Origin of the sequence: Vibrio sp. 03-59-1 (genome assembly GCF_013114135.1) — a bacterium.
Lineage (GTDB): Bacteria > Pseudomonadota > Gammaproteobacteria > Enterobacterales > Vibrionaceae > Vibrio > Vibrio cortegadensis.
In genome coordinates this window covers 206,007-222,810 of record NZ_VTYA01000003.1, presented here as the reverse complement: position 1 = coordinate 222,810, position 16,804 = coordinate 206,007, and the positions used below count along the sequence as shown (strand labels likewise).

The 16,804-nt window shown below is 41.7% G+C and carries 16 protein-coding genes; 6 read left to right on the top strand and 10 right to left on the bottom strand.

Annotated features, from left to right (window positions below; all coding sequences use genetic code 11):
* Window positions 1-77 precede the first annotated feature (77 nt).
* A complete protein-coding gene (locus F0249_RS04445; protein WP_171755984.1) occupies window positions 78-1,997 on the top strand; it encodes an ATP-dependent DNA helicase RecQ in 1,920 nt (639 codons plus the stop codon).
* A 103-nt stretch (window positions 1,998-2,100) separates the two neighbouring features.
* Here F0249_RS04445 and dinB read toward each other — a convergent pair whose 3' ends face one another.
* The gene (dinB, locus tag F0249_RS04440; protein WP_171755983.1) at window positions 2,101-3,171 is read right to left on the bottom strand and encodes a DNA polymerase IV; all 1,071 of its coding nucleotides are present in this window, start codon (window positions 3,169-3,171) and stop codon (window positions 2,101-2,103) included.
* A 205-nt stretch (window positions 3,172-3,376) separates the two neighbouring features.
* Here dinB and F0249_RS04435 point away from each other — a divergent pair, with 205 nt between their 5' ends.
* Complete coding sequence (locus tag F0249_RS04435; RefSeq protein WP_171755982.1) at window positions 3,377-4,591, top strand: diguanylate cyclase; 1,215 nt, start codon at window positions 3,377-3,379, stop codon at window positions 4,589-4,591.
* Between the two features lie 83 nt (window positions 4,592-4,674).
* Here the strand turns inward: F0249_RS04435 and nqrM are convergent, their stop codons facing one another.
* The 9 genes from nqrM to bolA all read right to left on the bottom strand — a co-directional run bounded on the left by nqrM (window position 4,675) and on the right by bolA (window position 12,713).
* Window positions 4,675-4,929, bottom strand: a complete 255-nt coding sequence (nqrM, locus tag F0249_RS04430) for a (Na+)-NQR maturation NqrM (RefSeq protein WP_017054008.1) — start codon at window positions 4,927-4,929, stop codon at window positions 4,675-4,677.
* A gap of 14 nt (window positions 4,930-4,943) precedes the next feature.
* Window positions 4,944-5,954 (bottom strand): FAD:protein FMN transferase, encoded by a 1,011-nt coding sequence (locus F0249_RS04425; RefSeq protein ID WP_113799291.1) that lies wholly within the window; start codon window positions 5,952-5,954, stop codon window positions 4,944-4,946.
* A gap of 178 nt (window positions 5,955-6,132) precedes the next feature.
* On the bottom strand, window positions 6,133-7,356 hold the full coding sequence (gene nqrF / locus F0249_RS04420; RefSeq protein ID WP_017054010.1) for an NADH:ubiquinone reductase (Na(+)-transporting) subunit F: 1,224 nt from the start codon (window positions 7,354-7,356) through the stop codon (window positions 6,133-6,135).
* A 35-nt stretch (window positions 7,357-7,391) separates the two neighbouring features.
* Entirely contained in the window at window positions 7,392-7,988 is a 597-nt protein-coding gene (gene nqrE / locus F0249_RS04415) for an NADH:ubiquinone reductase (Na(+)-transporting) subunit E (RefSeq protein WP_017054011.1), read from the bottom strand.
* A 7-nt stretch (window positions 7,989-7,995) separates the two neighbouring features.
* Complete coding sequence (locus F0249_RS04410; RefSeq protein ID WP_017054012.1) at window positions 7,996-8,628, bottom strand: NADH:ubiquinone reductase (Na(+)-transporting) subunit D; 633 nt, start codon at window positions 8,626-8,628, stop codon at window positions 7,996-7,998.
* On the bottom strand, window positions 8,628-9,398 hold the full coding sequence (locus F0249_RS04405) for a Na(+)-translocating NADH-quinone reductase subunit C (RefSeq protein ID WP_171755981.1): 771 nt from the start codon (window positions 9,396-9,398) through the stop codon (window positions 8,628-8,630). The genes F0249_RS04410 and F0249_RS04405 overlap by 1 nt, the downstream gene beginning before the upstream one ends.
* Entirely contained in the window at window positions 9,388-10,629 is a 1,242-nt protein-coding gene (locus F0249_RS04400) for an NADH:ubiquinone reductase (Na(+)-transporting) subunit B (RefSeq protein WP_017054014.1), read from the bottom strand. Before F0249_RS04400 ends, F0249_RS04405 begins: the two co-directional genes overlap by 11 nt.
* A 4-nt stretch (window positions 10,630-10,633) precedes the next feature.
* Entirely contained in the window at window positions 10,634-11,974 is a 1,341-nt protein-coding gene (locus F0249_RS04395; protein WP_113799068.1) for a Na(+)-translocating NADH-quinone reductase subunit A, read from the bottom strand.
* A 430-nt stretch (window positions 11,975-12,404) separates the two neighbouring features.
* Window positions 12,405-12,713 carry a transcriptional regulator BolA gene (gene bolA / locus F0249_RS04390; RefSeq protein WP_017054016.1) on the bottom strand — a complete coding sequence of 103 codons (309 nt, stop codon included), beginning with the start codon at window positions 12,711-12,713 and terminating at the stop codon, window positions 12,405-12,407.
* A gap of 198 nt (window positions 12,714-12,911) precedes the next feature.
* Here bolA and F0249_RS04385 point away from each other — a divergent pair, with 198 nt between their 5' ends.
* The 4 genes from F0249_RS04385 (at window position 12,912) to F0249_RS04370 (ending at window position 16,715) form a co-directional block, all read left to right on the top strand.
* Complete coding sequence (locus F0249_RS04385; protein WP_171755980.1) at window positions 12,912-14,063, top strand: methyltransferase; 1,152 nt, start codon at window positions 12,912-12,914, stop codon at window positions 14,061-14,063.
* Window positions 14,064-14,128: 65 nt separating this feature from the next.
* Entirely contained in the window at window positions 14,129-14,698 is a 570-nt protein-coding gene (locus F0249_RS04380; RefSeq protein ID WP_017054018.1) for a YajG family lipoprotein, read from the top strand.
* On the top strand, window positions 14,698-15,246 hold the full coding sequence (locus F0249_RS04375) for a peptidylprolyl isomerase (RefSeq protein WP_017054019.1): 549 nt from the start codon (window positions 14,698-14,700) through the stop codon (window positions 15,244-15,246). Before F0249_RS04380 ends, F0249_RS04375 begins: the two co-directional genes overlap by 1 nt.
* Window positions 15,247-15,341: 95 nt before the next feature.
* Window positions 15,342-16,715, top strand: a complete 1,374-nt coding sequence (locus F0249_RS04370) for an MFS transporter (RefSeq protein WP_171755979.1) — start codon at window positions 15,342-15,344, stop codon at window positions 16,713-16,715.
* The last annotated feature ends 89 nt before the right edge of the window (window positions 16,716-16,804 follow it).

Genomic DNA, 16,804 nt, shown 5'->3' with positions numbered 1-16,804 from the left:
ATTTACAACTCTTTTCATTAGACGTTCAAGGATAGAATTAAGTACCATAGAGCGCCAGCAAAAAAGGAGACCGATTGATGGTTGAACAGACGCTAAAACAGTATTTTGGATTTGATAGCCTAAGAAAGGGACAATCGGATGTTATTCATCATGTTCTTGAAGGACACTCTGCCGCGGCTATCTTTCCTACTGGATCAGGGAAGTCTCTTTGCTATCAACTTCCAGCAATCGAGCTCCCGCACTTAACTTTGGTGATCTCTCCTCTGTTGGCCCTAATGAAAGATCAATTACAATTTCTACACTCTAAAGGCATCGCTGCCGCTTCTATTGATTCGAGCCAAGAGAGAGAACAGACTCAGCAAGTGATGCAAGCGGTACGCAATGGCGAAATTAAGATCTTAATGATTTCAGTCGAAAGGTTGAAAAACGAACGATTCAGACATTTTATCTCTCAAATACCAATGTCTCTGCTAGTGGTGGATGAAGCACACTGTATCTCTGAGTGGGGCCACAATTTCAGACCCGATTATTTAAAGCTTCCGCAATATCAACAGGCATTAAAAATCCCGCAAGTTTTGCTTTTAACAGCGACGGCGACACCTAATGTTATTGAAGATATGCAGAGTAAGTTTGCCATTCAAAAAGAGCACATTACAATCACGGGTTTTTATCGCTCTAATCTCGACCTGGCTATTTCACCGTGTGTTGAAGAGCATAAAACCGACAGTTTGATTGATATCATCGCTCCTACACCAGATGAACCTACCATCGTATATGTCACGTTGCAGCACTCAGCAGAACAGGTCGCCAAAGTATTACAACACGCTGGGATATCAGCCCACGCTTATCATGCTGGCCTTAAAACTGAACAGCGAGAATTCATTCAGCAACAATTCATGCAAGGTAAAATAAACTGTATTGTGGCAACCATAGCGTTTGGGATGGGAGTAGATAAAGCCAATATTCGCCGCGTCATTCATTTTGATTTACCTAAATCAATTGAGAACTACTCTCAGGAAATTGGACGAGCTGGCCGAGATGGACAAGATTCGGTTTGTACTTTGTTGGCGAACGCAAATGGCCTGAATGTGCTTGAGAATTTTGTCTATGGAGACACTCCAGATAAAGCGTCGATTCGGCATGTGGTGGAGCAGATCTACGCACAGCAAAAACCTTGGGAAATCATGCTCAATCGATTATCTCGAGATTCCAACATTCGCCAATTACCACTCAAAACGCTATTAGTCTACTTAGAACTCGCAGGGATTATCGAACCTAAATACAGCTACTTTGCAGAGTATAAATTTAAGTTTATCCAAACCCAACAACAAATCATCTCCCACTTTCAGGGCGAGCGGCAACATTTTGTGCATGCAATTTTCCAGTGCGCACCAAAGGCCAAAACATGGTGCACTTTAGACTTTGAAGCATTATGGATGAATTATCAGGCAGATAGGCAGCGTGTGATAGCCGCGATTGATTACTTCAATGAGCAAGGATGGATTGAGCTTGAAAGCAAGCAAATCACTGATGTATTCCAAATCACCAACACTCAAACACCAATCGATGAGTTAACTGAACACCTTTATCAGCTTTTTCATCAAAAAGAGCATAATGAGATAAAACGAATTAAAGCGATGGTTAACTTTTTTGAAGAATCTGAATGCTTAAGTCACAAGTTGGCGAACTACTTTGCGGATCATCATGCACCAGCCCAATGTGGGCATTGCTCTGTTTGTCGAGGCAATCAAGCAAAACTGCCAAGCACGTATCTCGGAGAAGCGAATGTCAGCCAGCTTGGTTCTTGGATAACCACCCTTTTAGCCGCAAGCTCCGACCCGCTGACCAATGAGGCCATTACGCGTTTTCTGTGTGGGATCACTACGCCACTTTCCACAAAATTAAAAGCAGGCAAAATGGAAGGTTTCGGTAAACTTGAGCTAATGCCTTTTGATGAGGTTAGACAGTTGGTGATCAAGCATCAAAGCTCTTCTTAGTATCAAGTTCTTCTTAGTCTTATGCTCTGGCTCTGGCTCTGGCTCTGGCTCTGGCTCTGGCTCTGGCATAGCAATCTATGCCCAAATGCGATTTAAATGCTAGTTAAAAAAAGCTGAGTTGTTTCATTTGGGCTTCAGGTTTAAGCATGACGTTTAAGCCAAGTAAACGGATCTCTCGTCCTTTTTGACGCTGTAATATATCTCGTAGCAAGCCTTTGAAGTCATCCAGCTCTAGTTGATGATGTATATGCTCAATCGTAGTCTGTTGAAAATCAGCAAACTTCAGCTTAATTCCTTGTTTGATGATCGCTTTATCAGCCGTTGCCTTGCCTAATCTTCGGTCTAATTCCGGAAAAAGCTGCCCTTCAATCACTTGCCAACATTGCTCGTAACTAGAGATATTTTGGCTGAACGTCCTTTCAACGCCGACGGATTTTCGTTCTCGCTCAACCACGATTTCTCTGTCATCAATACCATGGCTACGCTTCCAAAGAGAAGCACCTTGACGCCCAAACTTAAGCAGTAATTCACGGTAATCACTATTCTTAATATCTTCACAAGTATAGAAGCCTGCCTGATTTAGTTTCTCTAAGCTAACTTTTCCCACTCCTGGGATTTTTTCCAATGGCAACTTATCGACAACGGCTTGCACTTGATCTGGAGGAATAACAAACTGCCCGTTAGGCTTATTCATATCCGAAGCGACTTTCGCGAGAAACTTAATTGGAGCGGCACCAGCAGAAGCCGTTAAATTAAGCTCTTGCCAAATATCGTTGCGAATCGATTGTGCAATCAAGGTCGCAGAGCCTTGGCATAAGGTTGACTCCGTCACATCAAGATATGCTTCATCCAGCGATAAAGGCTCAATTAAATTGGTATAACGGGAAAAAATCTCTCGAATATGCGTGGAGACCTCTTTATAAACCTGCATTCTTCCAGGTACAACAAGTAGGTGCGGACATAGTTTTAATGCTTGGCCCGTGGGCATTGCGGAACGAATTCCAAATTTTCGAGCTTCGTAATTGCAGGTACTCAGCACGCCACGCTGTTTTTCATGCCCTCCAACCGCTAAAGGTCGATTTCTATATTCGGGGTTATCTCGAACCTCCACAGCAGCAAAAAAACAATCCATATCAACGTGGATTATTTTCCTAATTTTATCTATTGCGGTCATCACTACATCCCCCAACTATCGAACTGTATATAATACCAGTATAATTATTCATTGGTAAATTGGTAATTATGGCGTTTCCCCCTCAATATTAATGATAAAGTAGTAATTAAACATAAATTCACCAATGATTTATAAAAATATCATTTTTTATGATAGACGTGAGTCTGTACAATTTGAATCAATACTGATCGATAGGGACATTTGATTGAGTAATAAAATACTAGTCGTTGAAGACAGTCGAGCGTTTCGTAGCTATTTACATCAGCAACTCACTCAAATAGGTTGCGAGGTGGTACTGGCGGAGTCTGTCGAACAAGCGAGAATAATTTTAAATTCAGAGTCTGATTTTTTATGTACCGTGCTCGATTACTGCTTACCAGATGGTCAAGACGGTGAAATTATTGACCTAGTTTTAAGCTTTAATCACAGAGTTATTGTCCTCACGGCTATGGTTCAAGAAAATGCCCGTGAGCAAATACTGTCTAAAGGTGTGCTCGACTATATTTATAAAGATAGCCAAGCTTCCATTGCCTACTTACTCATTTTAGTTCAGCGACTGATTAATAACCGAAACCATAAAGCCCTCGTTGTTGATGATTCTTCGACGGTCCGACGCCATGTAGTACAGCTTTTAGAGCATCAATACATTCAGACCATTGAAGCCGAAAATGGTAATCAGGCGATCTCTCTTCTCCAGAAGCACCCTGATACCACCTTAATTATTACGGATCACGATATGCCTAAAAAAGATGGCATTCAAATGACTCGTGACATCCGTATGACCTATGATAGAAATCAACTTGCCATTTTAGGGTTATCAGGTAGTGATGACAGAGCAATGACCGCGCGTTTTCTTAAGGCGGGAGCGAACGATTTTTTATACAAACCATTTAATCAAGAAGAGTTCTTCTGTCGTGTCCATCAGATTTTAGACATGAAAGAAGCCACTGACAAATTGTATATAATGGCTAATCAAGACGCGCTTACTGGCTTATGGAATCGACGCTACCTGTTTAATCAAGTTTGTGATGGTTGTAATAAGCGCAATATTGCGATGATTGATATTGACCATTTCAAAAAGGTAAACGACACCTATGGTCATGATGGTGGTGACAGCGTTTTAGTCACTCTAAGCCATATATTAAACATTTACTTTAAAGATGACGTGGTAGCCCGCTTTGGTGGTGAAGAGTTTTGTATTCAATCATGTTCACCGTTTAACGAATTCATCCAACAATTGGAAAGAATGAGAAAACGAATAGAGAAGACCGAGATCAGTCATAATGGCGAACCAATATCCATTACCATCAGTGTCGGCACATCTAACACCCCAGCAAGCTTAGATGAGCAGATAACTCAAGCCGATGATCGACTGTATCAAGCCAAAAATGAGGGAAGAAATAGGATTGTGTATGAATGATAGTGGTACTCATCAGATAAAATAAAACCCAAAACAAACTGTTTTGGGTTTTGAGAAATATCATATTGTTCTAAGCGGTTTGCTTAAGCGATTCGATCTTTTTCCCATGCGGCAAGTTGCTCATTTCGAGCAGCAAGTTTCTCTTCTCGCATTGCTTCTCTCGCTTCGCGCTTCTTACGAGCATCACAAGGTTCAGGACAATTACATACCTTATCGATACCTACAGCACCAAGACCGCCACAGCTTCCTTTCACTACCTTTTTCTGTACGATGTAACCAACCGACATCGCCACAACAAAAGCTAAAAATGCTCCGAATGTAATCAAAAATGTATTCATTTTATCGCTCGCTCTTATTTATATTTCTTCATAAATGGTTTGAATGCTTCAGAAGCGATCTCTTCAAATCCGCCTTCTGTTTTCACAACCATAAATACAGGTATGTTTTTCTGATTTGCGACTTCCATGCCTTTCTCTTCACCCAATACCATTAAGCCTGTCGCCAAGCCATCTGCGGTCATAGACGAAGGATCCAATACTGTCACGGAGACAACTTTATGACGAATTGGCTTGCCCGTTTCTGGGTTAATAATATGGGAGTAACGAATTCCGTCTCTCTCAAAATAAATTCTGTAATCACCAGATGTCGCAACCGCCATGTCACCCGGTTCAATAATTTCTTGAATGGTACGTTCATCAACACTTGGTTTTTCAATCGCGATACGCCAGCCGATGTCTTCTCGGTTTTTCCCTTTCAGACGAATTTCACCACCGACCTCAACCATGTAATCAAGAATTCCTTGAGACTCAAGGTAATCAGCAACAACATCAACCCCCCACCCTTTTGCAATCGTTGATAAATCAACATACAGGTTAGGGATATCCTTAGTTAACGACGAACTCGTCGCTGTCAGGTGTTCAATACCAACATTCGCCTGACGGGCTTTAAGCTCTTCATCAGTAGGTACAACTTCCGGTCTTGCCTCTGGACCAAAGCCCCATAAATTCACTAAAGGCCCAACGGTTACATCTAATGCACCTAATGTAAGACCGTTCAAACGTATCGCTTCTTTCACAACCAATGCCGTTTGCTTTGATACTTCGAATGCATCTAAACCTTGATACTGGTTAAAACGGCTTAGCTCAGAGTCTTTTCGATACGTCGACATCTGATCATTAACTTCTTCGAGTAAGCGATCAATTTCAACTTGAAGCGCTTCAGCTTTAGGTGTGTTCTCAAGTGTTATGTACTTAACATTGTAGCTTGTCCCCATCGTAGGACCACTTAAATGCACCTGTTCACGAGGTTGCGTACAAGCAACAATAGTTGTAATCGAGATAAGTGTCACAAACCAAAATTTAATATTTTTAGCTAGGTGAATAATGCTGAATTTCACTAGCAACTCCTTGAGTATAAATAACTAATTTATAGACACTCCCCTAAAAAGGGAATCAATGAATAGCTATAAATGAATAATCTAATTCTAAAAAACAAATGGCTGACTCCAAAGAGTCAGCCATAAATTCAATCACTTAGGTAGATTAACCACCAAAGTCATCAAGCAAGATGTTTTCATCTTCAACACCAAGATCTTTCAGCATGCCGATAACAGCGGCATTCATCATTGGTGGACCACACATGTAGTATTCACAATCTTCTGGTGCTTCATGATCTTTCAAGTAGTTTTCATAAAGTACGTTGTGAATAAAGCCTGTGTAACCATCCCAGTTATCTTCTGGCTGAGGGTCTGAAAGTGCACAATGCCATACGAAGTTTTCATTCGCAGCCGCTAGGCCGTCAAAATCTTCAATGTAGAACATTTCACGTTTAGAACGCGCACCGTACCAGTAAGACATCTTACGAGTAGAGTTAAGACGCTTAAGTTGGTCGAAGATATGAGAACGCATTGGAGCCATACCAGCACCACCACCAATGAAGACCATCTCATTGTCAGTTTCTTTTGCGAAGAACTCACCAAATGGACCAGAAATTGTACACTTATCACCTTCTTTCAGTGACCAGATGTAAGATGACATCACGCCTGGTGGCACGTCTGGGTTGTTTGGCGGCGGAGTCGCAATACGTACGTTAAGCTTGATAATGCCTTTCTCTTCTGGGTATGACGCCATAGAGTAAGCACGAATCGAAGGTTCAGTAACGATTGACTCATAACGGAACAAGTTAAACTTATCCCAGTCACCACGATACTCTTCTGGAATATCGAAATCAGCGTATTTGATGTGATGCGGTTCAGCTTCAATCTGGATGTAACCACCAGCTTTAAACGGAACTTCTTCACCTTCAGGGATCGCAAGAGCAAGTTCTTTGATGAAGGTTGCTTCGTTATCATTAGAGATAACAGTACATTCCCATTTTTTAACACCAAAGATCTCTTCTGGAAGTTCGATTTCCATGTCAGTTTTAACGGCTACCTGACACGCTAGACGTTCGCCTTCACGAGCTTCACCTTTGCTGATGTGGCTAAGTTCTGTTGGTAGAATATCGCCACCGCCAGATTTAACTTTTACACGACACTGACCACAAGAGCCACCGCCACCACAAGCAGAAGAAACGAAAATACCACTACCCGCCATTGCGTTAAGTAGTTTGTCACCTGGAGAAGTTTTAAATGCTTTCTCTGGGTCACCGTTTACTGAGATAGTCACGTCACCTGACGGTACAAGCTTAGATTTAGCAAATAAAATCACTAATACTAGAACAAGTACAATCAGAGTAAACATCACTACTCCAAGAATAATATCCATCAACTATTCCTTAAATATTGTGCGGTTTACCCGACTTACAGTTGAACACCAGAGAAAGACATGAAGCCTAACGCCATCAAACCTACTGTGATGAAAGTGATGCCTAGACCACGAAGGCCTGGAGGTACATCTGAATATTTCATCTTCTCACGAATACCAGCAAGTGCCACGATAGCTAACATCCAACCCACACCAGAACCAAAGCCGTATACCACAGACTCAACGAAGTTATAATCACGTTGAACCATGAAAGATACACCACCAAAGATCGCACAGTTAACTGTGATCAGCGGAAGGAAGATACCAAGTGCGTTGTACAAAGGTGGGAAAAAGCGATCCAGTACCATCTCAAGGATTTGTACTAGAGCTGCAATTACACCAATGAAGGTAATGAAGTTAAGGAAGCTTAAATCCACGCCATCAAGCAGCGCATTCTCTTTTAGTACAAATGTGTAAACCAAGTTGTTTACAGGAACAGCAATCGTCAATACAACAACAACGGCAATACCAAGACCAAAAGAGGTTTTCACTTTCTTTGAAACCGCTAGGAATGTACACATACCTAGGAAGAAAGAGAGCGCCATATTTTCAATGAAGATCGATTTAACGAGTAAACTAATATAATGTTCCATTTTTACCTTACTCCTTCGCTTCTACTTGTTCAGGTCGAATGATACGGATAGCCCAGATCATGAAACCGATTAAGAAGAACGCCGATGGTGCGAGTAGCATCATACCGTTTGGTTGATACCAGCCACCTTCACTGATTAGAGGTAGAACCTCCATGCCGAACAACTTACCTGAACCGAATAGTTCGCGGAAGAATCCAACAGTAATCAGAACGAAACCGTAGCCTAAGCCATTACCAATACCATCAATAAGAGAAGGAATTGGCGCTGATTTCATTGCAAATGCTTCCGCACGACCCATTACGATACAGTTCGTAATGATCAAACCAACGAATACAGAAAGCTGCTTAGAAATATCGTATAAGTAAGCTTTAAGTACTTGGTCTACCACGATTACTAGAGATGCAATGATCGCCATTTGAACGATAATACGCACACTACCAGGAATATGGTTGCGAATTGAAGAAACAAAGAAGTTAGACAGTGCTGTTACAAAAGTTACAGCAAGCGTCATTACAAAGGCAGTTTCTAATTTAGTGGTTACCGCAAGAGCAGAACACACACCAAGAACTTGTAACGCGATAGGGTTGTTATCCAACACTGGCGCTAAAATGCTCTTTTTAATATCGTTTGCACTAGCCATTAGTTCAAACCTCCATCACGCACTTTAGCTAGGAAAGGACCAAAGCCTTCATCACCTAACCAGAAGTCAAAAGTACCTTGAACACCGTTACCCGTTAAGGTTGCGCCAGATAGGCCATCAACGCCGTGTTCAGAACCTTGAGGAGCGCCACCTTTAACCACTTTAATCGCTGGTTTATGGTTCTCATCAAACAGTTTCTTACCCACGAATTGAGCACGCCATCTTGGGTTTTCTACTTCACCACCAAGTCCAGGAGTTTCACCCTGTTCGTAGTAAGTAATACCCGCAACAGTGTTACCATCGGTTTCTACTGCAACAAATGCGTACATCATCGACCAAAGACCACTACCGTGAACCGGAATGATAACTTTTGATACAGCACTGCCATCTTTAACTAGGTATACAAGACCTTCGTTAGCGCGGCGGATGATTTTCGCTTTATCTTGTTCAGCAGTCAGTTTGATCGATAAGTTCTTATCTTTTGCCGCTTTACGCTGGTCGTAAGTTGTAGCATCGCCGTCAACAAACTCACCAGTAGAAAAGTCAACCAGACGAGGTTCGATGTACTGAGCGAAAAGATCAGGGATCTTCTTACCTTCAGTATCAATACCTGCAACTTCAACAATCTTACTTTGCTTATCTAGCACTGCATTTGCTTTCTGCTTATCACGCAGGCTAACAGCTGCTGTTGATACGATGATTGAGCACACTAGGCTCAATGCGATAACAACAAACAGCGTCTTTTTAATGCTATCGTTATTACTTGCCATAGCGAGCTAGTCTCCGTTTGATATTCTTCTCGATCACAATGTGGTCGAACAGAGGAGCAAATAGGTTAGCGAATAGAATCGCCAGCATCATACCTTCTGGGTATGCTGGGTTAACAACACGAATCATCACACACATTGCGCCGATAAGGATACCGTAAGCTAACTTACCTTTATCAGTAAATGATGCAGATACAGGGTCGGTTGCCATGAAGAACATACCGAATGCAAAACCACCAAGTACTAGGTGCCAGTGCCAAGGCATGCTAAACATTGCGTTAGTATCTGAACCTACTAGGTTAAATAGTGTTGAAACCGCGATCATACCTAGCATTACGCCGACAATGATGCGCCATGAAGCAATGCCCATGTAAACAATCATTGCAGCACCAAGCATAAGAGCTAGTGTAGACACTTCACCAATAGAGCCTGGAATGTTACCAACGAATGCATCCATCCAAGTGATTGCTTCACCTGTCACGATATTCATTAGTTCACCGCTACCACCTTGAGCCCATTGGCTAAGAGCAGTTGCGCCAGAGAAACCATCAGCTGCAGTCCATACTACGTCACCAGAAATCTGTGCAGGGTATGCAAAGAAAAGGAACGCACGGCCAGCAAGTGCAGGGTTTAGGAAGTTACGACCTGTACCACCAAAGATCTCTTTAGCTACGACAACACCAAAGGTAATACCTAGTGCTGCTTGCCATAGAGGAAGCGTCGGTGGAACAATCAGTGCGAATAAAATAGAGGTAACAAAGAAACCTTCGTTAACTTCATGTTTACGCACCATACAGAACAACACTTCCCAAAATCCGCCCACTAAAAAGACAGTAGCGTAAATTGGTAGGAAGTAAGTCGAACCCAGTAGCATTTTACTGCCCCAACCTGCATCCGCAGAGATGGAACCGCCAAGCATTTCTGTTAACCAGTAATGCCAGTTACCTGCAACTACTGATACTAATTCAGCACCAGAGTACATATGTGTTAGCGCAGCGATCGCTTGACCACCAGCGTTATACATACCCCAGAACATTGCTGGGAATACGGCTAACCAAACCATAATCATGATACGTTTTAAATCAACGCTATCACGAACATGCGAGCTACGTTTTGTTACTGTACCAGGCGTGTAGAACAACGTTGCCGTTGCTTCATACAGTGCAAACCATTTTTCATGTTTGCCACCAGGTTCAAAATGATGCTCGATGTCTTCAAGAAACTTCTTAAGCATGGAATTATCCTTCCTTCTCAATCTTGTCTAGGCATTCACGAAGTAATTGACCATATTCGTACTTACCTGGACATACAAAGGTGCACAATGCCAAATCATCTTCATCTAATTCAAGAGCACCAAGGCTCTGTGCGCTATCGATATCGCCAGCACATAGATCACGAAGAAGCAATGTTGGTTCCATATCAAGTGGCATTACTTTTTCGTAATTACCAATTGGAACCATTGCACGATCACTACCATTCGTTGTCGTTGTCATATTAAACAACTGACCATTGAATAAGTGACCAAGGAATGAGCGAGTAACAGAGAACTTATTCTTACCAGGCATAGCCCAACCGAATAGCTCTTTCTCGCGACCTTCACGAAGAACAGACACTTGCTGATGGTAACGGCCAAGGAAAGCATGAGGGCCGGTAGCATGAACACCATTCAGAACTGAGCCTGAAATAACACGAACTTCGCCAGGAATTAACTCATTATCTGTTAACTCATCAAGGCTAGCACCAAGCTGAGTACGAACAAGACGAGGGTTATTTACCACTGGACCCGCAAGAGAAACAACACGATCTGTGTAGATTTCACCGGTAAGGAAAAGCTTACCGAAAGCGATAACGTCCTGATAGTTAATGCTCCACGCAACATTTTCAGCATTTACCGGATATAGGTAATGCATGTGCGTACCAGCAAGACCTGCTGGGTGAGGGCCATCAAAAACGTGTTCTTCGATGTTTGGTTGAGCCGAACGAGGAAGGCTTGTACCTTTTTTACAAACGTACACCTTGCCATCAGTTAGAGTCGATAGAATGTCCAGGCCGGCAATAAATGCATCCGACTGTTCATTAATAATCAATTCAGGCTCTGCTGCGAGTGGATTGGTATCCATAGCAGTAACGAAAATGGCCTGAGTTGTAGACTCAATGGCTGGAACCTTGCTGAACGGACGAGTTCGCAGAGCGGTCCATGAACCAGACTCAATTAACTGAGCTTTAACCGCTTGACGGTCAAGTTTAGCTAATTGGCTAGCTTCAAAGCTATCAAACGTAATTTGCTCATTACCTGCAACTTCAATAACAACAGATTGAAGTACACGTTTAGCACCACGATTAATTTCGATAACTTTACCGCTTGCTGGAGAAGTAAATTTAACGCCCAAATTCTTCTTATCTTCAAAAAGAATTTGACCTTTTTTTACTTCATCACCAACGCGAGCATGCATCGTAGGACGCATACCAACGTACTCTTCGCCAAGCAAGGCGACTTTATTGATGGACTTACCATCATTAATCACCTGGGATGGAGTTCCTGCAATAGGAAGATCCAAGCCCTTCTTTATTGTAATCATACGCGCTTGCACTACTTTATCGGGAAAAAGATTCTTTAATTGCGTAACATTTAGACACGACATTTAAGTGTCCGGCCTTGGCATAATGACGCACCAAGATCGCAACATTCTCTTAAAAAAACAATTACAATCAGTAATTGCTATTTATTAGGTGCAGTAGTTTAGCATCTTTTTAGAATGGGATGCCATGACCAACCGCTTGAATAGACATTTTATTTACGAGGAATTGCTGTATATAGGCTTGCGAATATTGATAACTTTGATGTGTCGCACAATTACTCACCGCATTATACTTTAGAGGTATACCAATATTCATAAATGGAAATATTTTACTTTAAATCCATTACATTTCTCACATGTTGAAACACTGTTAATTTTCTTCTTATCAACACAGCATATATAAAGAGCAAAACCTATTTATAAAAACCGATTATTTATCTCCCCCCATACACATCGGGCTATCAGGCACTCCATCTCTTTCGATTCTCCATTCTGATTCCGTGTATGTGTGGATTGAAAGCGCATGAATGTTATTTTTCAATTCGTCAGCTAATGCAACATTAATAAGCCTATGTCGAGCAATGAGTCTCTTGCCTTCGAACTCGTTACTGACAACAATCACTTTAAAGTGACTCTCAGAACCAGGGGGAACGTTATGCATGTAGCTTTCGTTTATCACATTCAAATACTCAGGCTTAAAAGTATTATGTAGTTTCGACTCTATCACTTCTTGGATCATTGCTCTTCCTTAGTATTCCAACAGAATTTATTCATTCATGTTTTAAGTATAAACTTTGGCTCAAATTATGTCTGTAGGGTTTTCATGGCCGAGTTATTTTCTAACTTCATGCCATGAGATTCGATGTTTTTGTATCTTGTTTAACAAGGTTTTGCGACAATAGTTCCGTTAATCCTCCAATGTAAGCGCCAATAAACTATGAAAACTGAACTGACCCTTCATGACCGCACTCTAAACCTGAATCGTTTTCCAAAGCGATCAAATGAAACATTACAGGCGTGGGATGCCGGAGATGAGTATCTCATCAATCATGTTGAAGATATGAAGCTGGAACCTGGTAAGCATATCTTGATACTCAATGATAATTTTGGCGCGTTATCTTGTTGGTTCTCAGAGAAACATCAAGTCACAATGATGAGCGACTCTTACGTATCTCATTCAGGCACATTAAAAAATTTACAGCGCAATCAATGTGGACGAATCACTTTTTTGAACTGTATGGACGAGATCCCTGAGTTTATCGATTTGGTTTTGTTTCAATTACCAAAAAGTAATCGTCATCTTGTATGGCAACTTAACCAGCTAAGAAAAGCACTTCCTAAGGGCTGCCCTGTCATTGGTGTCAATAAAGTAAAAGAGATCCATACTTCAACGTTAGATCTGTTTGAAAAATACTTAGGAACTACCACCACCTCTTTGGCAAAAAAGAAGCATCGCCTTGTATTTTCGACGCCTGACTGCGAACCCGTTTTAGACGTCAACCCGATCACTGAGTGGGACGTGGATGATGAAGATATCCACTTGAAGAATTTACCAAATGTTTATTCAGGTGAAGGTCTAGACCTTGGCGCTCGATGTTTACTCGATCACATTCCTCAAGATCCTGAGTTACGTCATATTATTGATTTAGGCTGTGGTAATGGCGTGCTTTCTGTTAAAGCTGGTCAACTTAACCCAGAAGCTCGAATTACTTGTATTGATGAAAGCTTTATGGCGATAGATTCAGCAAAACAAAACCTTTTAGACAATTTAGGTCCAGATCGCCAAGTTCAGTTCATCGCCAATAACTGTTTAGATGGATTCAAGAAAAACAGCACCTATCTCGTATTGTGTAATCCTCCATTCCATCAGCAGCAAGCCATCACCGATCATATCGCGTGGCAGATGTTCTGTGATGCGAAGCATGTTCTTAGCAATGGAGGCAAATTAATTGTTATTGGAAACCGTCACCTCGGATACGATGTAAAGCTGGCTAGATTATTTGGTGAGGCGAATGTTGAAACTCTTGAACTCAATAATAAGTTTGAAGTTTTACAAGCCACTAGAGAGCCTGCTAACTTTAACAAATAACTGAATTTATAGTATATATCGGTAACTCTCGCGCCACCGATGATGTATTTGACAAGGAAATAGTAATGAAAAAATTGATTTTAGTCGCTTCAATGGCTCTATTGACAGCCTGTGCAGCACCACAGCAAGAACAGATTAATCTGGCTCCCAAAGCTACCTTGAGCCAAAATGACATTGTTAAAGGCAAAACATTAACACTAACCAGTAAAGATGTTCGCGCCGCTCAGTACGTTGCTCTACTCAATAATGGCCGCTCGAACATTCTGCCAATTCATGCGAAGCAGAATATGAGAATATCTTTAGAGAACGTTCTTGCTGATCAATTCTCATCTCAAGGTTTCAATGTCACTGTCGCAAGCGAGAACTCGATTACCTTAGAGATCCAAGAAGCTCTGATTACTGTACAACACTCAGTAATGGAAAACGAAATGGAAGGTAAAGTTACATTAGAAGTTACCGCTGAAACTCCGAAAGGAAAACTAGTGAGAACTTACAATGGTACAGCACAACGCACTGGAACGTTAAGCGCGTCAAATGAAGACGTCGAGATGGTTTTAAACGATGTGATCAATTTGGTATTAGCTGAAATCGCCAACGACCAAGAGCTACAAACCTACATGAAGGAACGCTTCTAATGAATCGCCTACTTTTATCCGCTTTGCTACTGGTTAGTGGCGTCTCTTGGGCAAGCCCTCAAGTGGTATTTGAAACTACATTGGGCTCTTTTACTGTCTCTTTAAATGAAGAAAAAGCACCCATCAGTGTCGGAAATTTCATTAAATACGTAAATGACGGTAGCTATGTTGGCAGCCAGTTCCACCGTGTTATCCCTGGTTTCATGGCTCAAGGTGGCGGCTTTGATAAAGATATGAAACGTCTTCCAACTTATTCTCCAATAAGTAATGAAGCTTCTAATGGTTTACAAAACAACCAAGCGACCATCGCAATGGCAAGAACAAACGATCCTAACTCTGCCACTCGCCAATTTTTCATCAATTTTGGTAACAATAATTTTCTAGATTATGGCCAACGTCCACCAGGTTATGCTGTATTTGGTAAAGTAACGAAAGGTTTTGATGTTATACAGGGTATGGCAAATAAACCCACTCACAGTTTACGTGGTATGAAAGATGTTCCTGTAGAACCCATCATTATCACTAAAGCGACACTTATTAACGATTAATACTTCTTCATGTCTCGTGTTTGATCATCTAATGCCTAGAATCTCATTCTAGGCATTATTCATTCAGCTTAGAAGAATCAACAAGGATTGGTTTTATGCCTTCAACTTCCTCCCCTTCTTGGATGGACACCTTCCGCAGCTTTTTAGACAAACGCTTACTTTGGGTATTCATGCTTGGTTGTTCAAGCGGCTTTCCTTGGGTATTGATCGGCTCAAATATGTCCGGTTGGTTAAAAGATGCAGGCTTAACCCGTGCAGCTATTGGGTACTTTGGTTCTGTCTTTGCCGTTTATGCGATTAACTTTCTATGGGCTCCTCTAGTCGATCGAGTAAAGCTACCTATTCTGCATTCTGTTTTAGGTCAACGCCGTAGCTGGATCTTCCTTTGCCAATCAGCCATTCTCATTTGCACTCTATTTATAGCAGGAGTCAATCCCGCTAATGATTTAATGTTCACCTCAATGCTGGCTCTTGGCATTGCTATCGCCTCATCGACTCAAGATATTGCGATTGATGCCTTTCGTATTGATACTTTCCCTAAATCCGAATCAACTAAACTTCCTCAAGCCTCTGCTATGGCGGTAATGGGTTGGTCAACAGGTTACTCGCTTCCAGGTTATTTAGCCTTTATCAATGCTGACTCAATTGGCTGGAATGGCGTTTATTACGGTATGGCTATTATAGTGGTCGTGCTAATGGTCTTCACTCTTTTAGCTGATGAGCCGAACACCAAACGTGAACAACTACAGCACCAAGCAGAAGCTCGCCACAATAAAGTGGTCGGTTCTAAATTGATCGCTTGGATCAGCGTTACCGTAATCGAACCATTTTATGATTTCTTTAAGCGTAATGGCGTGCAAGTTGCGATCACGCTATTGCTGTTTGTTTTCCTTTTTAAAATCGGAGAAGCTTTCCTTGGGCGCATGTCGATCACTTTCTATAAAGAGGTGGGCTTTAGTAATGAGCAAATCGGTTACTACTCTAAACTTATCGGTTGGGGCGTGACTCTACTATTTACCTTTATTGGCAGCTTATTTAATGTCAGGTTTGGTATCGTTCGTGGTTTGATGATCGGCGGCATTGCTATGGCAGCGAGTAATTTGATGTTTGCTTGGATAGCAAATGTAGGGCCAAGTGAGAACCTGTTCTTAGCGACAATCATCGTAGATAACTTTACCACCGCCTTCTCAACGATTGCCTTTGTCTCCTTCTTAACGGTATTAACAGGACAAGCTTTTTCGGCGACTCAATATGCTCTGCTCGCCTCTCTAGGCAATTTTGGCAGAACCTCTCTGGCGTCATTCAGTGGTGAATTGGTCGATTACCTTAATGACTGGTCAACTTTCTTTATAATCACGGCACTGATGGTTCTTCCAAGCTTATTCATGCTTTACAGACTGCGCCATTACTTCACGGATCTACTTCATCAAGCCCAACAGCGAAACCTAAATGAGAGCTCTGATAAGTAAAGTGAAGCTGAGCACAATTATTTAGTTCACCGACAAAGGAGGCTTATATGCCTCTTTTGTGTTTTTCATAACCTCACATTTTTTCAGAC

Coding starts and splice junctions, on each gene's coding strand:
- F0249_RS04410 (WP_017054012.1), bottom strand. CDS start 8,628: ATGGCTAGTGCAAACGATATTAAAAAGAGCATTTTAGCGCCAGTGTTG.
- F0249_RS04405 (WP_171755981.1), bottom strand. CDS start 9,398: ATGGCAAGTAATAACGATAGCATTAAAAAGACGCTGTTTGTTGTTATC.
- F0249_RS04445 (WP_171755984.1), top strand. CDS start 78: ATGGTTGAACAGACGCTAAAACAGTATTTTGGATTTGATAGCCTAAGA.
- F0249_RS04400 (WP_017054014.1), bottom strand. CDS start 10,629: ATGCTTAAGAAGTTTCTTGAAGACATCGAGCATCATTTTGAACCTGGT.
- bolA (WP_017054016.1), bottom strand. CDS start 12,713: ATGATCCAAGAAGTGATAGAGTCGAAACTACATAATACTTTTAAGCCT.
- F0249_RS04375 (WP_017054019.1), top strand. CDS start 14,698: ATGAATCGCCTACTTTTATCCGCTTTGCTACTGGTTAGTGGCGTCTCT.
- F0249_RS04380 (WP_017054018.1), top strand. CDS start 14,129: ATGAAAAAATTGATTTTAGTCGCTTCAATGGCTCTATTGACAGCCTGT.
- nqrM (WP_017054008.1), bottom strand. CDS start 4,929: ATGAATACATTTTTGATTACATTCGGAGCATTTTTAGCTTTTGTTGTG.
- nqrE (WP_017054011.1), bottom strand. CDS start 7,988: ATGGAACATTATATTAGTTTACTCGTTAAATCGATCTTCATTGAAAAT.
- F0249_RS04385 (WP_171755980.1), top strand. CDS start 12,912: ATGAAAACTGAACTGACCCTTCATGACCGCACTCTAAACCTGAATCGT.
- nqrF (WP_017054010.1), bottom strand. CDS start 7,356: ATGGATATTATTCTTGGAGTAGTGATGTTTACTCTGATTGTACTTGTT.
- dinB (WP_171755983.1), bottom strand. CDS start 3,171: ATGACCGCAATAGATAAAATTAGGAAAATAATCCACGTTGATATGGAT.
- F0249_RS04395 (WP_113799068.1), bottom strand. CDS start 11,974: ATGATTACAATAAAGAAGGGCTTGGATCTTCCTATTGCAGGAACTCCA.
- F0249_RS04370 (WP_171755979.1), top strand. CDS start 15,342: ATGCCTTCAACTTCCTCCCCTTCTTGGATGGACACCTTCCGCAGCTTT.